The sequence below is a fragment of the Vibrio marinisediminis genome (genome assembly GCF_014050145.1).
GTDB classification, from domain to species: Bacteria; Pseudomonadota; Gammaproteobacteria; order Enterobacterales; family Vibrionaceae; genus Vibrio; species Vibrio marinisediminis.
This window is the reverse complement of record NZ_JACFYF010000014.1, coordinates 1-18,494: the sequence shown is the minus strand read 5'-3', so window position 1 is coordinate 18,494 and position 18,494 is coordinate 1. Positions and strand designations below refer to the sequence as shown.

Genomic DNA, 18,494 nt, shown 5'->3' with positions numbered 1-18,494 from the left:
ATCTAGTTTAGACTGACGGCTGTTATTGTTCATGAGTATTGGTTATGGGTTATTTATCAGCCGTCACGCTACTTTGGGCGTTTTCGTTCAGCCTTATTGGCGTCTATCTCGCCGGTCAAGTCGACTCTTGGTTCTCTGTTTTAATGCGTGTCGCATTGGCCAGCGTTGTCTTCTTACCTTTCATTAAATTTAAAGGGGTAAGCAAGCCTCTTATCGGTAAGTTGATGGTGGTCGGCGGCTTTCAATTAGGTTTGATGTACTGCTTCTATTACCAATCATTCTTGCTCCTCTCCGTGCCTGAAGTACTCCTCTTTACTGTTTTCACCCCTATTTATGTCACGCTAATTTATGATTTATTGAAAGGTCGTTTTTCGCCTTGGTATCTCGTGACCGCATTAGTCGCGGTGGCTGGTGCTGCGGTAATCAAATTTGCGGGCGTGAATGAAAACTTCTTAATTGGCTTTTTGGTCGTACAAGGTGCCAACCTTTGCTTCGCCATTGGTCAAGTGGGCTATAAACACATAATGGAAACCGAAACAGTCGAGTTACCTCAGCACGCGGTATTTGGCTATTTCTATTTAGGTGCTTTAGTGGTGGCGACCATAGCCTTCACCTTCATGGGTAACATAGACAAATTGCCAACAACCCATACTCAATGGGGTATTTTGGTTTACCTTGGTTTGATTGCTTCCGGATTGGGGTATTTTGCTTGGAATAAAGGGGCAACGTTAGTCAATACTGGTGCACTTGCCGTCATGAACAATGCTTTAGTGCCTGCTGGACTTATCGTCAACATCGTCATCTGGAACCGAGATGTTGATCTGCTTCGTTTAGGAATTGGTGGCGCTATTATTATGCTTTCGCTATGGGTCAACGAAACCTGGGTGAAACGCCGTGTCGCACGCGATTATGCCTCAGCATAATTTTATGCTCTAACCAAAAAGCCCGCGAACTTCGCGGGCTTTTGCTATTAATGGAGTGCGTCTTGGTTATAAGCGCTATGCGTTTCAATATTCAATTGGCTAAAACTCAAGTTAACCTTATTAAACTGAAGCTCTAGCTTGCGCTGCTTTTTAAGGAGTTTTTGCTGTTTATTAACCGTTTTCTTCAACTGCTTAATATATTTTTTCTGTTTTTTGGCTTGTTTCTTCGCTTGTTTAGCGTCTGGCTGAGTTGGCAACATCTTAGACGCATGACTCATCGATGGTGTTTCGCTTGCGCTAGCATTCACGACAGCTTTTTCATTGGCATCTTGTTGCTCAACCAAAAGGTCAACTGACCTGATCGGATCAAGTGACATCGGCTTACACAGCAAATCTTTGTCTTGTGCAGCTCGAGCGCATGAGCGACAAAAGTATTGAGGAGCACTGACTAAACGCTGGATGTCACCTAACTGCTCGGCAATATCTTGACGATTCCATTTACATAAGCGCTTACTCATACAGTTAACCCCAGCAAGAATACGAATAATTATTACTAAGATATACATCCGAAATCTATTGAGTGCAAGTTGAAAGTGCTTATTAAGATTTGCGTTAGAGCATTAGTTCATTGAAGCTTTCACATAGACATCAAAACGGTTCTTTTTCGTCTCTATTGCCATGCTAGGTTTATGGTGATTCAGCCACTCTGCATAATCAGGTCGCTTTACTACCACTCGTTTGGTCGCCAGCATCAATGCAGGCTCAAGCAGTGCATCCGCATCAGTATCCGCACCAACGAGTGATTGGAATACACGCATCTCTTTTTTTACCAAAGCGCTTTTCTTTTTGTTCTCTGGATGTGGGTACATTGGATCTAAGTAGACAACATCAGGTGCGACAAACTGAGGGTCATTCGCCAAATCACAAAGTGCACTATGACTAGAAGCATGCAATAACGACATACGTTCAGAGACCCAGCCACCAATTTCTGGATCTTGTTTGGCTCTTTCTAAACCATCATCAAGCAAAGCAGCAACCACAGGATGACGCTCTACCATTTGCACTTTACAACCTAACGAAGCCAGCACGAACGCGTCTCGTCCGAGCCCTGCTGTCCCATCTAATACTATCGGTGTTGCGCCTTTATTAAGACCTGCGGCTTTAGCGATAGCCTGCCCTTTTCCACCACCAAATTTACGACGGTGAGCCACAGCACCAGCCGCTAGATCAACGTAAATGGCACCGAGTTTTGGCTCATCAAGCTTGCGCAGTTCAAGCCGTTGCTCGGTCAGCACGAGGGCAAACGGGCTCTGCTCGTCATGTTGTAAACCCCAACGTTCAGTGATTTCACTTAAACGTTCGGTTTGTGTTGAGTCTTCACACACAATTTGTAGTTGCAAGGCATGCTCCATAAAAGCGCAAAAAAAAGAGGCCGAAGTGTAGCGAATTTTATTACGCGCTACTACGTTTGCTGTTTATTGTCTCACTCTCTAACATTAACTCTTCAACCAAGCTTGCTAGAGGTTTCGGTTTACCGATGACATAACCTTGAGCGTAGTCGACACCAAGCTCCATCAACAAATCAATAATTTGAGTATTTTCAACAAATTCAGCCACCGTTTTTTTACCCATTTGTTTAGCAAGATCGTTAATTGAGCGCACCATTAGGTGGTCCATCTCATTAATGGCAATATCACGCACGAACAAACCGTCGATCTTAACAATGTCTACCGGCAATTTTTTGAGGTAACCAAACGAAGACAACCCTGAGCCAAAGTCATCCAAAGCAATAAGACAACCTAGCTGCTTAAGCTGAGTAAACAGTTCAATCGCTTGGTTCATATTGCTCATCGCAGCGGTCTCTGTAATTTCTAAACAGATCTTCTCACATGGCACACTACTGCTACTCAGTGTGTTAAGTAGAAACTCGACAAACTCCTGATTGCCCATTGATTGACCCGATAAGTTTATCGAGCACAGAGCAAGGTTTTCCAGTTCTAATGGATGAGATTCCAACCAAGCAAGCGTCTGACCAACAACCTGCTTATCAAGCAAATGGGCAATATTGTATCTTTCTGAAGCAGGCATAAAGATACCGGGAGAAATGTACTCTCCTTGCGAGTTACGGATACGAACCAATATCTCGAAGTGCATACGCTCATCTTCGATATCCATGCCCATAATACGTTGAGCGAATAACTCAATTTGGTTATCCGCTAAGGCTCTATGAACCAAGTTCACGCAGCTCATCTCTAGCTCACGACGGCGTAGTTCTTGATCATCAGGGCAATAAAGGTTGAATCGATTTCGCCCTTCTTCCTTTGCTACGTGACACGCGGTATCAGCCTGAGCGTGCACCATTTGTGGTGACGTTGCCGTATGGTCAATCAAACGAATACCAATCGAGCAGGTTAAATTGAGTTTGATTTCATTCCAAACAAATTGATGCTCACTCAATGCGGTGATGATCGACTGCGCGACATTCTTGGCTCCACGCTCAGTACAATCTTTAACGAGCACAGCAAATTCATCGCCCCCCATCCTTGCTAAGGTGGCTTTGAAAGGTAGGATCTCTTGCATAATTCTGGCGCAGAACTTAATGGCGGCATCGCCCGTTTCATGTCCAGCGGTATCATTAATGACCTTTAACTGGTCCATATCAAGATAGAGCATCGCATGGGTGCGGGTATAACTTTCCACTTCTTTGAGTGCCTTTTCTAACTCAATTTCAAAGTGATTTCGGTTATACGTATTGGTTAATATGTCATGCTGTGCTTGATACGCTAATTGCTTTGCGAGCATGCGCATCTCGGTAATGTCTTCACCCGCAATAAGTAAGTGACCACTTTCTACCAAAGGTCTGATGTTCTCGCGGATCCACAAAGAGCGACCATCACGATGACGAAACTCAATCTCTCGTCGCCAAACCCCTTTCAATGCTTGTTTTGGTTGCAGCAAAACTTGCCTTGGAATAATCGCGTTTTCATCAACATAAAAGTCTTTGAGTCGATGCCCCAGTAGCTCTTTTTCGTGGTACCCAAGCAACTGCTCTGCAAAACTGTTGACGCGCTGAATTCGATTTTGCTCATCCAAAGTAATCATCATTACGGGCTGTTGGTTGTAGTAGTAACTTAGCGTTGCTTCACGCTCAAACAGACGTTCTTCGGTTAACTTACGCGAGGTAATATCTCTTGCCTCAAGCAGTACTCGTTGCTTACGTTCCTCATGTTCAGGCAACACTCGCAGTGACAACTCCAAAACCATTGCGCCATGCTCGGGATGACAAACTTCCGCTTCAAAGTGACTCACGGAATCCTCTGTTAACTGCAAGAAATAGCGCTCAATACGCCCAGCCGCTTCTGCATGCCAATGGCGATATTGCCAAATCGGTATATCGCTTAATGCATCTTCTTGGAACAGTACGCCTTGCAGCTTACTGTTGGTTGAAAGCAAGTTGCCTTGGTAATCCAAGATTCCTAGGAAGTGATAACTTTGATCAAAGACCATTTCAATTAGGGTTTGATTGTCACGAGCTAACTGCTCACTTCTTTTTAAGCGACTCAGATAATAGACCAAACAGATGATCACTAAACTCAATGTGAAAAATAAGATACCCACTAAGCGCAGTTCATCATGGTATCGTTCAGTAAACGCTTGAGGTTTGTTAATAAAATTAGCAAGCAAATCCCCTTCGGATCCCAATTGCCAATGTGCCATTAAGTTGTAATCTAACTTAATTTCTTTTGCGCCTTGCTGCACGGGAGGCAAAGTAGCATTAGGTTGCTCGAGAACATTCAGTAATAACTCAGCAACTTGCTGCCCTTGCATGCGCCCATTTTGTATCACACCGCCGATGGCACCGAGTCCAAGACCAAGGTCATGAACCATGTAAAGCGGTGCTCCAGAAGTTTTGGCGATGAGCTGGACATCGCGTGAACTCATGACATTACCGTCGCTATCACGGTAGAACACAGCCAGAACAACGCTAGACGAACTATCAAGCCGAGTAACAAAATCAAGTAAACCAGAGAATGAGTCTGGTACGATTTGCTCAACTTTATCCTGAAACTCAGCATGTTGAGATAAGAACACACTCACTTCATCGTATACTGCCTGCCCCGTTTTCGAGCTATCAGTCACAATATAGATTTTGTTGCCCTTGGTCTGAATGCGTTCAATTAGATTCAAGTTTGCTTCGATATCAATATTTTCAACAACACCGGTCGCGCGCAAATCTCGATGCATGGCTGGCTTATAGTGGTTAATGCCACCAAAAATCACAGGGGTATTATTTAGTTCTGGCGCTAGCCTTTGCATCAGCTCAAGGGCATTATTGTCACTCACCACGATCGCATCATATTTATCTTCATTGAATTTAGTTTGATAAAGGCGGTACAGTTGGTTCAAATACTCCTCACTTTGGATATGTTTGGTATCCAAGTACAGTACTCGTGATGAGATATCGGTGCCTTGCAATGCTTCATTTAAGCCTTGCTGAAAATTGTCGGTCCAAAAAAAACCATGGTGGTAGGAATGAACAATGAGTACGTCTTTACTTTTTGCAGTAGCAATCGTACTGAACAAACAGGTAAGAAAAATCAAGAAAAGACGCACGATTAGCAGCTCATAGTTAAGGGAAAATGTTTAATTTATAGTAACATCTTGGTGTTAATTTGTACTTATCTTCAGTCTGAAAGGATTGAGTAATATAGGAAAACTTATGCAGGTTCACGCAAATAAGCTGGATGAGCTAGACAAAGCCATTCTCAAAACATTATTGGCGGATGCACGAACACCCTACGCAGAGATGGCAAAGAAGTTTAATGTAAGCCCTGCGACGATCCACGTGCGAATTGAAAAAATGAAAACGGCTGAAATCATTCAAGGGACCGAAGTCATTGTTGATACCAAGAAGCTTGGTTATGACGTCTGTTGCTTTATTGGCATCAATCTAAACTCAGCACGTGATTACCATTCAGCACTAGAGAAACTAACGGCATTAGAAGAAGTGGTAGAGGCGTATTACACCACCGGAGCCTATAACATTTTTGTTAAGTTGATGTGCCGCTCTATTGAGGAGTTGCAGCATGTGTTGATTGATAAGTTGCAGGCGATTGACGAAGTACAATCAACGGAAACTCTCATTTCATTGCAAAACCCGATCAACCGCAACGTCAACCCATAAAAAAAGCTCGCATTATCGCGAGCTTTTTTCGGTTAGCGTGATGCTAAGTATTGCTTTAACTCTTCAACAGATATTCCCTGCTCAGAGATTTGCTTCGCCAATAAATCGACCTGTTCGTCTTTACGCGAAGCAATGACTTGTTGAAAGTGGTAAATGATATCTCTCAGTATTGGCAGTGGAACTTGTTTTGCCGCACTTTGAATGCGTTCACCACTTTGGTTTCCCAATTCATTGAGTAACTTGCCAAACATAACTTTTTCTGGAGAACTATCCAGTTGCTCCAGCAATCGAGCCATCTCGTACGTCGTTAGAGACATCTTTTCCTTTAATCCACCCGTTAAACACGAAGTCTAAATATACACCGTTTTTTAAGTTTGTCATAGCCGTCATCATGAGAGTCTAGCCCCTTTCAGTGCAGTAACTCTACTAACTACAATCTATTGCGCTGTCGCTTGGTGCCAAGCTCGTGCGGGTTTGCTGAATAGTGCCACAAACCATGGGAGCACAATAAGCATCTGAATCGCGATCATCGCTTTCGGTTCTAAACCCGACAATTGAACTAAACCAATCACTAAGCCAGAACCACTCATTTGAAACAAACCGAGTAACGCGGCAGCAGTACCGGCTTTGTCTCCAAACGGGGCTAGTGCTTTACCTGCAGCTGCACCGAGAATCCAAGCAAACCCTAACGATGAAATAAATATCGGTAACATAAAGGCTATCGCACTTTCAACACTCGCAAGCGTTAACATAAGTACGCCCGCAACCATCAATGCAACAAGACCAATGAGCAATGTTGTACGCGTACCTAATTTGTCCATACATTTTGGTGCAGTCATGCTTGCGGTGATGTTAAGTACCGCATTTACCCCAAACCAAAAAGTAAACTGATTCATATCCAACCCTAATTGGCCCATTAATACAACTGGCGCTGACGTTACATAAGCAAGTATGACCGCCATGGCCAACATACAAAGACTGGCATGAAACAGAAATGATGGTGTTTTCAAAATATCGAGATAACGATTAATTTTGAAAACCGGTTCTTTACTCATCTGAGGGTTAGTTTCTTTCATGCTCACCGCTAACAGAACGAAAACCATCAGCGCATAGATCGCCATAAAGCTAAAATTACTGCGCCAACCAAACTGTTGAGTTAACCAACTTCCTAGAATTGGCGCGAGTGCTGGAATAAAACAAATCGCACCATTGAGGTAACTTATCATTCTGCCACTTCGCTCTGGACCGAAAAGATCGCGAACTGTCGCAAAGGCTGCTACTGATGTCGCGCATGCTCCTAAGCCTTGCAGCATGCGAGCAACGAGCATCCATTCAATATTTTGCGCGCCCCACGCCAATAGAGCGCTCATACCGTAAATACCAATACCAGCCAGTGCAACAGTTCGACGTCCTAACTTATCTGCTAGAGGACCGGCAAATAACTGCCCAATACCCATAGCAAATAAAAACCACGTAATTGTTCCTTGCGACATTGCATGTTCCACGTGAAACGCTTCTGAAATCAACGGTAAAGCAGGCAAATAGATATCAATTGCCAATGGGCTAAATAGCACCAATAACGTGAGCAATAACAGTTGAGATTTTTTAGGTGGACTTAATGTATGCATTAGAACAACAAACTAGAAATGAATGAAATTAGCGTTAGTGTAAGGTAGGCTAGATATTACTTCCAATGATAAAGCTTCATTACAGTTATTCTAACGGGGAATATCAATGAATATCGAAAAGCTCGCTCGACTCGACTTAAATCTATTGGTTTGCTTGAAGGTTTTAAGTGAAGAGCTTAATGTTACTCGCGCCGCCAATCGGTTATGCCTATCTCAATCTGCCGTTAGTAAAAACCTCGCTAAATTAAGAGTACAATTTGATGACCCTCTTTTTATCAGAACGGCGCATGGGTTAACTGCAACACCAAAAACACTGTTCCTTAAGCCTAAGTTGGATAACTTAATCCACCAATTAGAACTGCTTACCCAGCCTGAGCAGTTCACACCCGACAGCAGTGACTATCGATTTCAGATTGCTGCAGTAGAGAGTGTTTACCCACTTATCTTGCCACAGTTCTTACCACACATATTTAAACAAGCGCCGAATGTCACCATCAGTACCCACCCATGGGGAGAGCAAACTTTTGCTTTAATGCAACGTGGCGAGATAGATCTAGGAATTACGGGTAAAGACATTGATATCAATGATGCCAAGTTAACGATGTTGCCACCAAGCGATATTTGCGAACAAGAGATCTATCGTGATAACCAAAAATGCTTAGTTAGAAATAATCATCCAGCATTAAGTCAGCCATGGAATTTAGAAAGCTATTTAAAGCAAAGACATGTTCAGGTGCGTTGTGATGGTAATGATCGTTGGCTGCTTGATTACCGTCTGGCAGATATGGGGACCGAACGCGACATCGCAATCACCGTTCCCGACTTTAATAGTGCTGCTAGTTTATGTAGCTACACTGACTTTGTATTTACCGCCCCAAGCCACTTTGTTGATTTGGCTGCGCAACAACTCAACTTGTCTGTCTTACCTTTACCTATGGAATTTCCTCCAATGGCGTACACTTTATTTTGGCACCGTGATAGAGAAAACGACCCTGCACTCTCATGGCTTCGCGCAATGATTCGCGAAAAGACTAACTCGCTAAGATAATGACATTGCAGCTAGGTATGGTGATAAACACCAATCAATTTAAATATGCCTTCGCTAACAATTGCAGCGCTGTAGCAAAAAGAGTAGCTTATTCTGCATTGTCATTATGTTTACGTGACTGCAATAAATTGAAGGATTAAAAACGATGCTTACAACCACTGAACAGCGTTTGACTGCCATTAGAGAATGGCTTGTTCAGCACAACCTTGACGCGTTATTAGTACCACACGAAGATGAGTACTTAGGTGAATACGTACCTGCTCACAATGAGCGCCTACATTGGCTAACAGGTTTTACCGGTTCAGCTGGTGTTGCTGTGATCACGCAAGATAAAGCCGCGATTTTTGTTGATGGTCGCTACACCGTTCAAGTAACCAAACAAGTTCCATCTGAACTATTTGAATATCGTCATCTCATCAACGAACCAGCCTTAGATTGGATCATTGATCATATTGCTGCCGGCGGTAAAGTTGCGGTTGACCCACGAATGCATAACGGCTCATGGTTAGAATCAGCGCAAGCAAAGTTGTCTAAGCATCACCAACTTGAAGTCCTTAACAGCAACCCTATTGACGAACTCTGGCTTGACCGCCCAAGCGCTGTGCTTTCTGAAGTACGCCTAATGCCAACAAAGGCGGTTGGTCAATCTAGCCAAGAAAAGCGCGAGCAAATTGGTGCTTTGGTCGCTCAACAGGGCGCAGATAGCGCCATCATCACGGCATTGGATTCTATTTGTTGGTTGCTCAATATCCGTGGTCTGGATGTTTCTCGTTTGCCAGTTTTACTCTCACACGCAATTTTGCACGTAAATGGTCAGGTAGAGTTCTTCCTCGACCCTGCGCGTATTCCAGCTGATTTTTCTTCTCATGTTGGTCCAGGCGTAACAGTTCACCACCCAGAACAGCTCCAAGCAGTACTAGAAAAACTGAACAGCAAAAAGGCACTACTCGACCCTATCACCAGTAACGCTTGGTTTAAGCTCACTTTGCAAAACGCTGGCGCGCAAGTTATTGCCGCAGCGGATCCTTGCTCAATGGCAAAAGCCGCAAAAAATGCGACTGAAATTGCGGGTATGAAAGCATGCCACCTACGTGATGGCGTTGCGATGGTCACCTTCCTTAGCTGGTTAGATGCTCAAATCGCAGCCGGTAAGCTACACAATGAAGCAGAATTAGCGGATAAGCTGGAATCAATTCGTCGCCAAGACCATACATTGATGGACCTCAGCTTTGATACGATTTCAGCAGCTGGCAGTAATGCCGCAATGTGTCACTATAATCATGAAAACCAACCGCTACCTGGACAGCTCACCATGGATAGCTTGTACTTAGTTGACTCAGGCGGTCAGTACTTAGATGGCACCACCGATATCACTCGTACAATTGCGATTGGTCAACCTAGCGCAGAAATGATTAAGCAATTTACTCTAGTACTTAAAGGTCACATTGGTGTTGCACGTGCTCGCTTCCCACAAGGTACTCGTGGTTACCAAATCGATACATTAGCACGCCAACATTTGTGGGCTGAAGGTTTTGATTATGACCATGGAACAGGTCATGGTGTTGGTCACTTTTTAAGTGTGCATGAAGGTCCGGCGAGTATTTCGAAAAAACTGATCGACGTACCTCTAGTTGAAGGTATGGTGCTATCGAATGAACCTGGTTATTACCGCGCTGATCAATTTGGTATCCGTATTGAGAACTTAGAGCTAGTGGTAGAACAACCGACTCAGGGCGATTTTCCTGTGTTGGCATTTGAGTCTATAACTCGCTGCCCTATCGATTCACGCAATATCGATGTTAACCTACTGACTCGTCCGGAATTAGCTTGGCTAAACAATTACCACCAAAAAGTGTGGGACGAACTAAACCCACTCATCAATGATGAGCAAGTGACAAACTGGTTACGAGAGGCCACTAAACCACTAAACCACTAAACCACTAAACCAGTCAGATTTAGTCACCTCTTTTGTGAGAGATAAAAAAAGGCTCCGTTAGGAGCCTTTTTTATGTTTCACGTGAAACACGGCTTCATTTAATACCTGAGTAAACCGAATGCCAATCTCGCCACACAGGATCGAACCCCTTGCTGCAGATCATCTCTTCGACACTCGCTGCACTGCGATCATCGCTAATTTCAAACTGCTCTAACTCAACATCTTGCATGGCATAGCCTCCTGGTTGGGTTTTGGAAGCAGCCGACATACTGGTGATACCCAACGGCAAAACATTATCTCGAAAAAGTTCACTTTCACGTGTAGATAACGACAATTCCACTTCTGGGTTAAATAATCGGTAAGCACAAATTAGCTGTACCAGTTGTTTATCATTCATTATGGATTTGGGTTGTAAGCCACCTTCGCACGGTCGTAAACGTGGAAACGATATTGAGTAACGAGTCTGCCAATAAGTGCGTTCAAGGTAGTCGAGGTGAGCAGCGACATAAAAGCTATCTGTACGCCAATCTTCTAAGCCAATTAATGCACCTATTCCAATTTTGTCTATACCTGCTTTCGCTAATCTATCTGGCGTCTCTAAACGAAATTGAAAATTGGTTTTATTACCTCGCAAATGGTGCATAGCATAAGTCGATGGATGGTAAGTCTCTTGATATACCATCACTGCATCAAGCCCCAAAGCTTTTAACTCTGCATATTCATCTTGCTCAAGTGGCTGAACTTCCATGGCAAGATAGTTAAAACTGGGTTTAATAACCGGCAGCATTTGGCGGAAGTATTTCATTCCAACCTTAGTTTCATGCTCACCTGTAACCAGTAACACACTGTCAAACTTCATCGTCTTAATGGCGCGAATTTCTGCCTCAATCTCTTGCTTATCGAGCGTGCGGCGCTTTATACGATTCTCCATAGAGAAACCACAATAACTGCATGCATTAGCGCAGAGATTAGAAAGATAGAGTGGTATGTACAACGACATGGTATGACCAAATCGCTGACGCGTAAGTGTGTAAGAAGCTTGTGCCATCTGCTCTAAGTAAGGTTCCGCTGCTGGAGAAATCAACGCTTTGAAATCTTCCAAATCACGTCGTGACTTTGATAGCGCCCTTTCAACATCAGTTGCCGTTTTACTGCGTATTGAGAGCGCAATATCATCCCAGTCGAGTTGTTCAAATTTCTCTATAAAACTCATTTTAGACCTCACTGATCGAGAAATGAGGTTAATGGGCTAGAGGCGATCGCGTGGGAAACTTGACCTGCTAAGCCGGACTCATAAGCGATTCGACCCGATTCAACAGCGAGCTTGAAAGCCGAGGCCATCGCAATTGGGTGGTTAGCGGTAGCAATAGCCGTATTAACCAACACAGCATCTGCGCCCATTTCCATTGCTCGCGCAGCATGAGAGGGCGCACCGATACCAGCATCAACGATAACCGGCACTTGCGCTTGGTCGATAATGATCTCGAGAAAATCCTGAGATGCTATTCCCTTATTTGACCCTATTGGCGCACCTAGAGGCATTACCGCAGCGCACCCCACTTCTTCCAGCCTTTTACACAACACCGGATCGGCATGACAATAAGGTAAGACAACAAAACCGTCCTTAACCAATTGTTCAGCTGCGGCTAATGTTTCTATCGGATCCGGCATCAAATATTTTGGATCTGGGTGGATTTCAAGTTTCAGCCAATTCGTAGCCAAAGCTTCGCGCGCTAAATGCGCGGCATAAATAGCATCTTGTGCATTTTTAGCGCCGGAGGTATTCGGCAGTAACCGGATGCCTGATTCAATAAGTGGCTGGAGAATATTATCTTGGCGATCATCGATATCGACACGCTTCAATGCCATTGTTGCTAACTGTGACCCTGATGCGATAAGCGCTTTCGCCATCAGATCGCTGTTTGCAAACTTCCCCGTGCCAGTGAATAAGCGTGACTGAAATGTTTTATCTGCAATTTTCAACATGATTTATCCTCCTGCAATCGCTTGGAACAATGAGATTGCGTCACCATCATTGAGCTGTGTGGTTTTCCATTCACTTTTAGGCACGACACGATTATTGATCGCGAATACGCAGCCTTGTTCCTGCAATTCGTAAAGCATTATGATTTCACGTAAGTTGATACCAACTGCGACATCTTGCTGTTGTTGGTTTAGGGTAATCGACATTGTTGTCATTGCATTTCCTCGACCATCACTTGCAGCCTATTATCCAGATTCCCACACACCAAACAGGATGAGTCACGGCTAATTGCTACGGTTTGCCAGCTCATCGTTTTACCATCAAAAAGATGTAACTGACCGGTTGCCACTATAAATTCGTCTAGAGCAAGCATTTGCAATGCAGCTAAGGCTTGGTAATTGCCGAGTATTCCAACCACCGCACCAACCACGCCCATGCTTTGGCAATTCGTATCATGACTTAATTGCTCAAACGGATATAAGCAGCGGTAACACCCGTTTGTATCAGAGTAGTCAAATACTGCGAACTGCCCCTGCCAACCAATAGCGGCAGCGGAGATAAGTGGAGTATTTTTCTTATAGCAAACTTGGTTTATTAGATGGCGCGTTTCTATGTTATCGCTGCAATCCAATACGATATCAGCCAACATCACTTCCATTGATAGCTGAGCCTCATCCAATCGATGGCTCAATCCTCTCAACTGCACATCACCATTCAGTGCAGTTAATTGATCAGCCATTGCCTTGGTTTTAGACCTACCTACATCCTTGCTGCGGTAGACTACTTGTCTGTGCAGATTACTGCTTTCGATCGTATCATCATCCACCAACACCATTCTTCCTACGCCTGCGCCTGCAAGATAAAGAGCCGCAGCACTCCCCAGCCCACCACAACCAATAATCAATACATGGGCGTTAATAAGGCGCTTTTGCCCTTGCTCTCCAATCTCTGAGAGAGCAATCTGGCGTGAATAGCGACTAAATGCTTGGTCAGATAGCATCAGTAGACTCCCTATACTTCGAAGCACGTGGCGTCATTAAGCGATTGAATTGGTCTACTACTAATTCTGGATTCACCGATAACGTGATGGCGCGAACGACAGCGAGACTAGAGACACCACATTGCCAAACATCATTGGCGTTCTGTAGATCGATTCCGCCAATAGCAACAGTTGGGTAGCCATCGCGACCATTTTCACTTACTGCATTTTCATAAGGAATCGTCTCTATTAGCGCTTGGTATAGCGCTAATCTAACCAATCCTTGCGGTTTAGATGGCATCTCTTTCGTTGTGGTTGGAAAGATATGACCCAGTGCGATATAGCTAGGGTTAAGCTGTATTATTCTAAGCAGTTCATAGTAACCGTGAGTGGATAAACCTAACCGTATATTCGCTTGGCTAAGCTGGTGCAAATTAGACGCTTCTAAATCTTCTTGCCCCAAATGGACTCCAAAAGCATTGTACTTAATAGCCAATTGCCAATGATCATTGATAAAGACTTGAGCTTGATACGTTCTGCCCAACTCAATCGCACGCGCAATCTGCTGTTCAAGATCAGCCGTTTGGTCATCTTTAATTCTGAGCTGTACTGTAGTGACGCCTAACTTAAGTAACCTTTCCACCCATGTAACGTTATCCACTACTGGGTATAACCCAAGGCTGTCATGAGTTAAGCGACCAAACGAACCCAATTGCTCTTCCGTCGTCCAACCAACATTAATATCTAACTTACTATGCTGTAAAAATGGGGTAGGAAAAGAGCTAAAATGAGCCGGCCATGTTTCACGTGAAACATTCATTTTCGCCCGAGCCAACGTCAAAACATCTTCAATTGGAAAATCAAGACTTAGCAGCGTAACTAACCATGAAATGTGATTATTACTATCCAACTCAAATTCACGCTGTTTAGATAATAATGCACGAGTTTCACCTGTAATAGGATGCGTCCACACATCTAAAAAAGAGGCGTTATCTTTGATGTTTATCCGAATCAGATTTCGACATTGCTGGTCGGCTTGAGTTAAGTCTTGTCCGCCATAGCGCACATAAAAATCACACTGATCCGCAGCGCATGACCAGAGATTGGAACCGATGGTTATAACGGTTTGTTCAGTTCTAATTTGCAGGTATTGAGTTGAACTGACGCCCAACTCAATAGCTTCAATTGCCAGGTCTTGTTGACTGGCAACCAATAATGCATGCTGAATCTCGCCGGTTAACCCAATCTTTTCAGATGGAACCAGAATAGAAACCATAGTTATTCACCCTCAAGCGATGCCGCTGGGTGATACAACGCCGAGCCCGTTGCTCGAAACTCTGCGGATTTTTGTCGCATCCCTTCTAGCGGGTCATCTAGCATCTTAATTGAGATAGCTTGGTCTGCCGCGACTTGCTTACTATCCTTAGCATATTCACGAACTTCTTGAGAAATCTTCATTGAGCAGAATTTAGGTCCGCACATAGAGCAGAAGTGAGCCACCTTACCAGACTCTTGCGGTAGGGTTTCATCATGAAAGGTACGGGCAGTTTCTGGGTCTAGCGACAGATTAAACTGATCCTCCCAGCGGAATTCAAATCGAGCTTTGGACAGCGCATTGTCACGAACCTGAGCTCCGGGGTGCCCCTTCGCTAGATCAGCAGCATGTGCTGCCAATTTGTAGGTAATCAAACCAGTTTTTACATCTTCTTTATTGGGTAGTCCTAGATGCTCTTTTGGTGTTACATAACAGAGCATGGCACAGCCATACCAACCAATCAGTGCAGCACCAATACCCGAAGTTATATGATCATAACCAGGTGCAATATCAGTGGTTAGTGGACCAAGCGTATAAAATGGGGCCTCATGACAATGCTCTAATTGCTCATCCATGTTCTCTTTAATCATATGCATAGGCACATGTCCTGGCCCTTCAATGATTACTTGAACATCATACTCCCAAGCGACCTTAGTTAATTCGCCTAAGGTTCGAAGCTCAGCAAACTGCGCCTCATCATTCGCATCTGCAATTGAGCCAGGACGCAAGCCATCACCCAGTGAAAGTGCAACATCATACTTTGCACAAATCTCACATATTTCTCGAAAGTGGGTATATAAAAAACTCTCTTGATGATGAGCTAGACACCATTTGGCAATGATTGATCCACCGCGTGAAACTATTCCTGTTACACGTTTGGCTGTCATAGGAACATAGCGCAGCAACAAACCGGCATGAATAGTAAAGTAATCGACCCCCTGCTCCGCTTGCTCGATTAACGTGTCGCGCATCACTTCCCAATTAAGGTTTTCAGCAATACCATTTACTTTCTCAAGCGCTTGATACATAGGAACGGTACCTATTGGCACAGGGCTATTACGTAAAATCCACTCTCGTGTCTCATGGATATTTCGACCCGTTGATAAATCCATCACCGTATCACCACCCCAGCGAGTGGACCAAACTAGCTTTTCTACTTCTTCCTCGATTGATGAACTTACCGAAGAATTACCGATATTGGCATTTACCTTAACTAGGAAATTTCGCCCTATAATCATTGGTTCTGACTCAGGGTGATTAATGTTAGCAGGAATGATTGCTCGTCCTTCCGCTACTTCGCGACGGACAAATTCAGGGGTGATCTGTTTCGGCAAGTTTGCCCCAAAGCTCTGGCCTAAATGCTGTTGATTCAGCGTTTCATCGAGGTAACGTGCACGTCCCATATTCTCTCTAAGAGCAATATATTCCATTTCCGGCGTAATAATACCTTGGCGAGCATAGTGAAGTTGTGTCACTCGCTTACCTTTTGTAGCACGTCTAATGCGTGGCAAATTTCCATAGCGCAGATCATTGAGCGTATCGTCTTCTAAGCGTTCTTTCGTGTATACGGAGCTAACATCGTCGAGAATTTCGGTATCCAAGCGCTCACTAATCCACTGCTCTCGAAGCTTAGGTAAGCCAGAGTAAAGATCTATTTGATGCTCTGGGTCAGTATAAAATCCAGAAGTGTCATAAACATGGATAGCCTCATTAGGCTCAAAGATAGGGGCGTCTTTAGTGCCGCCAATTAAACTATCTGCCAAAGCAATCTCGCGCATAGGCACGCGAATATCGGGACGAGAACCCTCTAAATATACTTTTCGAGAATTTGGGTACGGTTGTACCGAGAGAGTATCAATAAACTGTTTTGCTTCCAGTCTCGCTTGTTTGCGACTCGACATAGCATTTTTCCTTGCTCATTTTAATTAAAACGTATGGGATAAAAATGCTTGGCGGAACGATGTGACAAGAGGTATCGAATAGTTGATGCAAAGCACCTAGAACGATATCGATAGGTTGATAGGTATACTTAGAGAAAGAAGCTTGCTCTAGTAATAGTATCTTCTCCTGTTCCCTTCGCAGGTATTAGCCTGATCAGGTTCAACGGATCCCGAATTAACGGTCTCAGCCAAATGGCACTCCGACAAGTGAAGCGATTATAAGCAATTGGTCAGCCTAAACCAAGCTGACCAATCAAAAAATGCTAAATATTTGTTAACTTTTCATCAGTAATTGGAATCCCAACCACGCAGCAGAAATACTCAAAACAACATTGAGTAATATATTAAGTCCCATTTTGAAAAACGCACCTTGTTGCATTAGCAGTACATTATCCATTGAAAATGTCGAGAAGGTTGTCAAAGCGCCTAGAAAACCCAATCCAATAATTTGACGCCATGGATCAGTAGCAATAATTTCATTTTCAAATGCTGCTATTAATAACCCCATCGCGAATGAGCCCACAACGTTCACCGTTAATGTGCCATATGGAAAACCACGCCCTAAAAGTGCTACGCAAAATTCGGAGACCAAATAACGAGAACACGCACCAAACGCGCCACCAAGTGCAATAAAACCTAAAATGGATAGCTGTCCCATAAAACCCCCAAATCTGTAAGTGGCTATATTGTAGCCATAATGCCGCAAATTTCGAGCCTACAAACTAAATATTCACCTCAGATAAAACGTGAAATTTAAAAAGTTACAGTAGTCACTTATATCAACTTCAACCACTCTAACTGATGAAGACCAACATCATAAGAGAGTGTACTAAGTAAATTGGTGTTATTTGCACGTCACTCTTCGCTAAAGGCTATTAATAACAAAAACAGACGTGTAGTTATGACTTCAGCGAAATCATGCCTGACAGCATCCTGTAGCTCGTGGATAAGAGTCGAGATTTGAGCAAAAGCGAGCATCATCTAACACACGCTATTGGGGATTAGGGGGATCCGCTGCTCTGCCAATTTATGGGCAACCATAAAATCCAGACGTAAAAAAGCCCCAGTCTTTCGACTGAGGCTTAAATATCAGGGTGGAGAGATTCAATCTCCCAATACGCGCTATTGGGTATTAGGGGAATCCGCTGCTCTACCAATTTATGGGCAACCATAAAATCCAGACGTAAAAAAGCCCCAGTCTTACGACTGAGGCTTAAATATGGCAGGGTGGAGAGATTTAATCTCCCAATATGCGCTATTGGGGATTAGGATAATCCGCTGCTCTACCAATTTGTGAGCAACCTTAAAATCCAGACGTAAAAAAGCCCCAGCATTTCTGCTGAGGCTTAGTAGATGGTAAGGGATGAAGAGATTCAAAACTCATCTAACACGCGCTATTGGGAATTAGGGGAATCCGCTGCACTGCCAATTTATGGGTAACCATAAAATCCAGACGTAAAAAAGCCCCAGTCTTACGACTGAGGCTTAAATATGGCAGGGGTGGAGAGATTCGAACTCCCAACACGCGGATTTGGAATCCGCTGCTCTGCCAATTG

At 43.9% G+C, this 18,494-nt stretch carries 16 protein-coding genes and 1 riboswitch; of the genes, 4 read left to right on the top strand and 12 right to left on the bottom strand.

Translation table 11 applies throughout. The features are described from left to right. Nucleotides 1–44: 44 nt before the first annotated feature. Nucleotides 45–923, top strand: coding sequence for a carboxylate/amino acid/amine transporter (locus H2O73_RS16955; protein WP_182110120.1), 879 nt, complete (start codon nucleotides 45–47; stop codon nucleotides 921–923). Nucleotides 924–970: 47 nt separating this feature from the next. Here H2O73_RS16955 and H2O73_RS16950 read toward each other — a convergent pair whose 3' ends face one another. Genes H2O73_RS16950 through H2O73_RS16940 form a run of 3 tightly spaced genes read right to left on the bottom strand, consistent with a single transcriptional unit; the run spans nucleotide 971 to nucleotide 5,537 of the window. Next, entirely contained in the window at nucleotides 971–1,489 is a 519-nt protein-coding gene (locus H2O73_RS16950) for a hypothetical protein (RefSeq protein ID WP_246335959.1), read from the bottom strand. 54 nt (nucleotides 1,490–1,543) lie between these two features. Beyond that, on the bottom strand, nucleotides 1,544–2,323 hold the full coding sequence (locus tag H2O73_RS16945) for a class I SAM-dependent methyltransferase (protein WP_182110119.1): 780 nt from the start codon (nucleotides 2,321–2,323) through the stop codon (nucleotides 1,544–1,546). A 52-nt stretch (nucleotides 2,324–2,375) separates the two neighbouring features. Continuing rightward, nucleotides 2,376–5,537 (bottom strand): EAL domain-containing protein, encoded by a 3,162-nt coding sequence (locus tag H2O73_RS16940; RefSeq protein WP_182110118.1) that lies wholly within the window; start codon nucleotides 5,535–5,537, stop codon nucleotides 2,376–2,378. Between the two features lie 106 nt (nucleotides 5,538–5,643). Between H2O73_RS16940 and asnC the strand changes: the two genes are divergently transcribed. Continuing rightward, nucleotides 5,644–6,108: a transcriptional regulator AsnC gene (asnC, locus tag H2O73_RS16935; protein WP_182110117.1), complete on the top strand. Its 465-nt coding sequence runs from the start codon at nucleotides 5,644–5,646 to the stop codon at nucleotides 6,106–6,108. 32 nt (nucleotides 6,109–6,140) lie between these two features. Here asnC and tsrA read toward each other — a convergent pair whose 3' ends face one another. Beyond that, nucleotides 6,141–6,425, bottom strand: a complete 285-nt coding sequence (tsrA, locus tag H2O73_RS16930) for an H-NS-like global regulator TsrA (protein WP_182110116.1) — start codon at nucleotides 6,423–6,425, stop codon at nucleotides 6,141–6,143. A 120-nt stretch (nucleotides 6,426–6,545) separates the two neighbouring features. Then, entirely contained in the window at nucleotides 6,546–7,736 is a 1,191-nt protein-coding gene (locus H2O73_RS16925; RefSeq protein ID WP_182110115.1) for a multidrug effflux MFS transporter, read from the bottom strand. 106 nt (nucleotides 7,737–7,842) lie between these two features. Here H2O73_RS16925 and H2O73_RS16920 point away from each other — a divergent pair, with 106 nt between their 5' ends. Beyond that, a complete protein-coding gene (locus H2O73_RS16920) occupies nucleotides 7,843–8,784 on the top strand; it encodes a LysR family transcriptional regulator (protein WP_182110114.1) in 942 nt (313 codons plus the stop codon). Between the two features lie 145 nt (nucleotides 8,785–8,929). After that, nucleotides 8,930–10,720, top strand: coding sequence for an aminopeptidase P family protein (locus H2O73_RS16915; RefSeq protein ID WP_182110113.1), 1,791 nt, complete (start codon nucleotides 8,930–8,932; stop codon nucleotides 10,718–10,720). A 94-nt stretch (nucleotides 10,721–10,814) separates the two neighbouring features. Here H2O73_RS16915 and thiH read toward each other — a convergent pair whose 3' ends face one another. From thiH to crcB, 7 genes are all read right to left on the bottom strand, one after another. Further along, the gene (thiH, locus tag H2O73_RS16910) at nucleotides 10,815–11,933 is read right to left on the bottom strand and encodes a 2-iminoacetate synthase ThiH (RefSeq protein WP_182110112.1); all 1,119 of its coding nucleotides are present in this window, start codon (nucleotides 11,931–11,933) and stop codon (nucleotides 10,815–10,817) included. A gap of 8 nt (nucleotides 11,934–11,941) precedes the next feature. After that, on the bottom strand, nucleotides 11,942–12,706 hold the full coding sequence (locus H2O73_RS16905) for a thiazole synthase (protein ID WP_182110111.1): 765 nt from the start codon (nucleotides 12,704–12,706) through the stop codon (nucleotides 11,942–11,944). 3 nt (nucleotides 12,707–12,709) lie between these two features. Then, on the bottom strand, nucleotides 12,710–12,919 hold the full coding sequence (gene thiS, locus H2O73_RS16900) for a sulfur carrier protein ThiS (RefSeq protein WP_182110110.1): 210 nt from the start codon (nucleotides 12,917–12,919) through the stop codon (nucleotides 12,710–12,712). After that, nucleotides 12,916–13,704 carry a HesA/MoeB/ThiF family protein gene (locus tag H2O73_RS16895; RefSeq protein WP_182110109.1) on the bottom strand — a complete coding sequence of 263 codons (789 nt, stop codon included), beginning with the start codon at nucleotides 13,702–13,704 and terminating at the stop codon, nucleotides 12,916–12,918. The genes thiS and H2O73_RS16895 overlap by 4 nt, the downstream gene beginning before the upstream one ends. Beyond that, on the bottom strand, nucleotides 13,694–14,959 hold the full coding sequence (locus H2O73_RS16890) for a thiamine phosphate synthase (RefSeq protein ID WP_182110108.1): 1,266 nt from the start codon (nucleotides 14,957–14,959) through the stop codon (nucleotides 13,694–13,696). Before H2O73_RS16890 ends, H2O73_RS16895 begins: the two co-directional genes overlap by 11 nt. A 2-nt stretch (nucleotides 14,960–14,961) precedes the next feature. Continuing rightward, nucleotides 14,962–16,899: a phosphomethylpyrimidine synthase ThiC gene (gene thiC, locus H2O73_RS16885; protein WP_182110107.1), complete on the bottom strand. Its 1,938-nt coding sequence runs from the start codon at nucleotides 16,897–16,899 to the stop codon at nucleotides 14,962–14,964. A gap of 153 nt (nucleotides 16,900–17,052) precedes the next feature. Further along, nucleotides 17,053–17,151, bottom strand: a riboswitch (TPP riboswitch). A gap of 61 nt (nucleotides 17,152–17,212) precedes the next feature. Next, nucleotides 17,213–17,596, bottom strand: coding sequence for a fluoride efflux transporter CrcB (gene crcB, locus H2O73_RS16880; RefSeq protein ID WP_182110106.1), 384 nt, complete (start codon nucleotides 17,594–17,596; stop codon nucleotides 17,213–17,215). Nucleotides 17,597–18,494 lie beyond the last annotated feature (898 nt).

Bases quoted from the DNA above. Each gene is read 5' to 3' on its own strand.
- H2O73_RS16955 (WP_182110120.1), top strand. From the start codon at position 45: ATGGGTTATTTATCAGCCGTCACGCTACTTTGGGCGTTTTCGTTCAGC.
- H2O73_RS16950 (WP_246335959.1), bottom strand. From the start codon at position 1,489: ATGTATATCTTAGTAATAATTATTCGTATTCTTGCTGGGGTTAACTGT.
- asnC (WP_182110117.1), top strand. From the start codon at position 5,644: ATGCAGGTTCACGCAAATAAGCTGGATGAGCTAGACAAAGCCATTCTC.
- tsrA (WP_182110116.1), bottom strand. From the start codon at position 6,425: ATGTCTCTAACGACGTACGAGATGGCTCGATTGCTGGAGCAACTGGAT.
- H2O73_RS16925 (WP_182110115.1), bottom strand. From the start codon at position 7,736: ATGCATACATTAAGTCCACCTAAAAAATCTCAACTGTTATTGCTCACG.
- H2O73_RS16920 (WP_182110114.1), top strand. From the start codon at position 7,843: ATGAATATCGAAAAGCTCGCTCGACTCGACTTAAATCTATTGGTTTGC.
- H2O73_RS16915 (WP_182110113.1), top strand. From the start codon at position 8,930: ATGCTTACAACCACTGAACAGCGTTTGACTGCCATTAGAGAATGGCTT.
- thiH (WP_182110112.1), bottom strand. From the start codon at position 11,933: ATGAGTTTTATAGAGAAATTTGAACAACTCGACTGGGATGATATTGCG.
- H2O73_RS16905 (WP_182110111.1), bottom strand. From the start codon at position 12,706: ATGTTGAAAATTGCAGATAAAACATTTCAGTCACGCTTATTCACTGGC.
- thiS (WP_182110110.1), bottom strand. From the start codon at position 12,919: ATGACAACAATGTCGATTACCCTAAACCAACAACAGCAAGATGTCGCA.
- H2O73_RS16895 (WP_182110109.1), bottom strand. From the start codon at position 13,704: ATGCTATCTGACCAAGCATTTAGTCGCTATTCACGCCAGATTGCTCTC.
- H2O73_RS16890 (WP_182110108.1), bottom strand. From the start codon at position 14,959: ATGGTTTCTATTCTGGTTCCATCTGAAAAGATTGGGTTAACCGGCGAG.
- thiC (WP_182110107.1), bottom strand. From the start codon at position 16,899: ATGTCGAGTCGCAAACAAGCGAGACTGGAAGCAAAACAGTTTATTGAT.
- crcB (WP_182110106.1), bottom strand. From the start codon at position 17,596: ATGGGACAGCTATCCATTTTAGGTTTTATTGCACTTGGTGGCGCGTTT.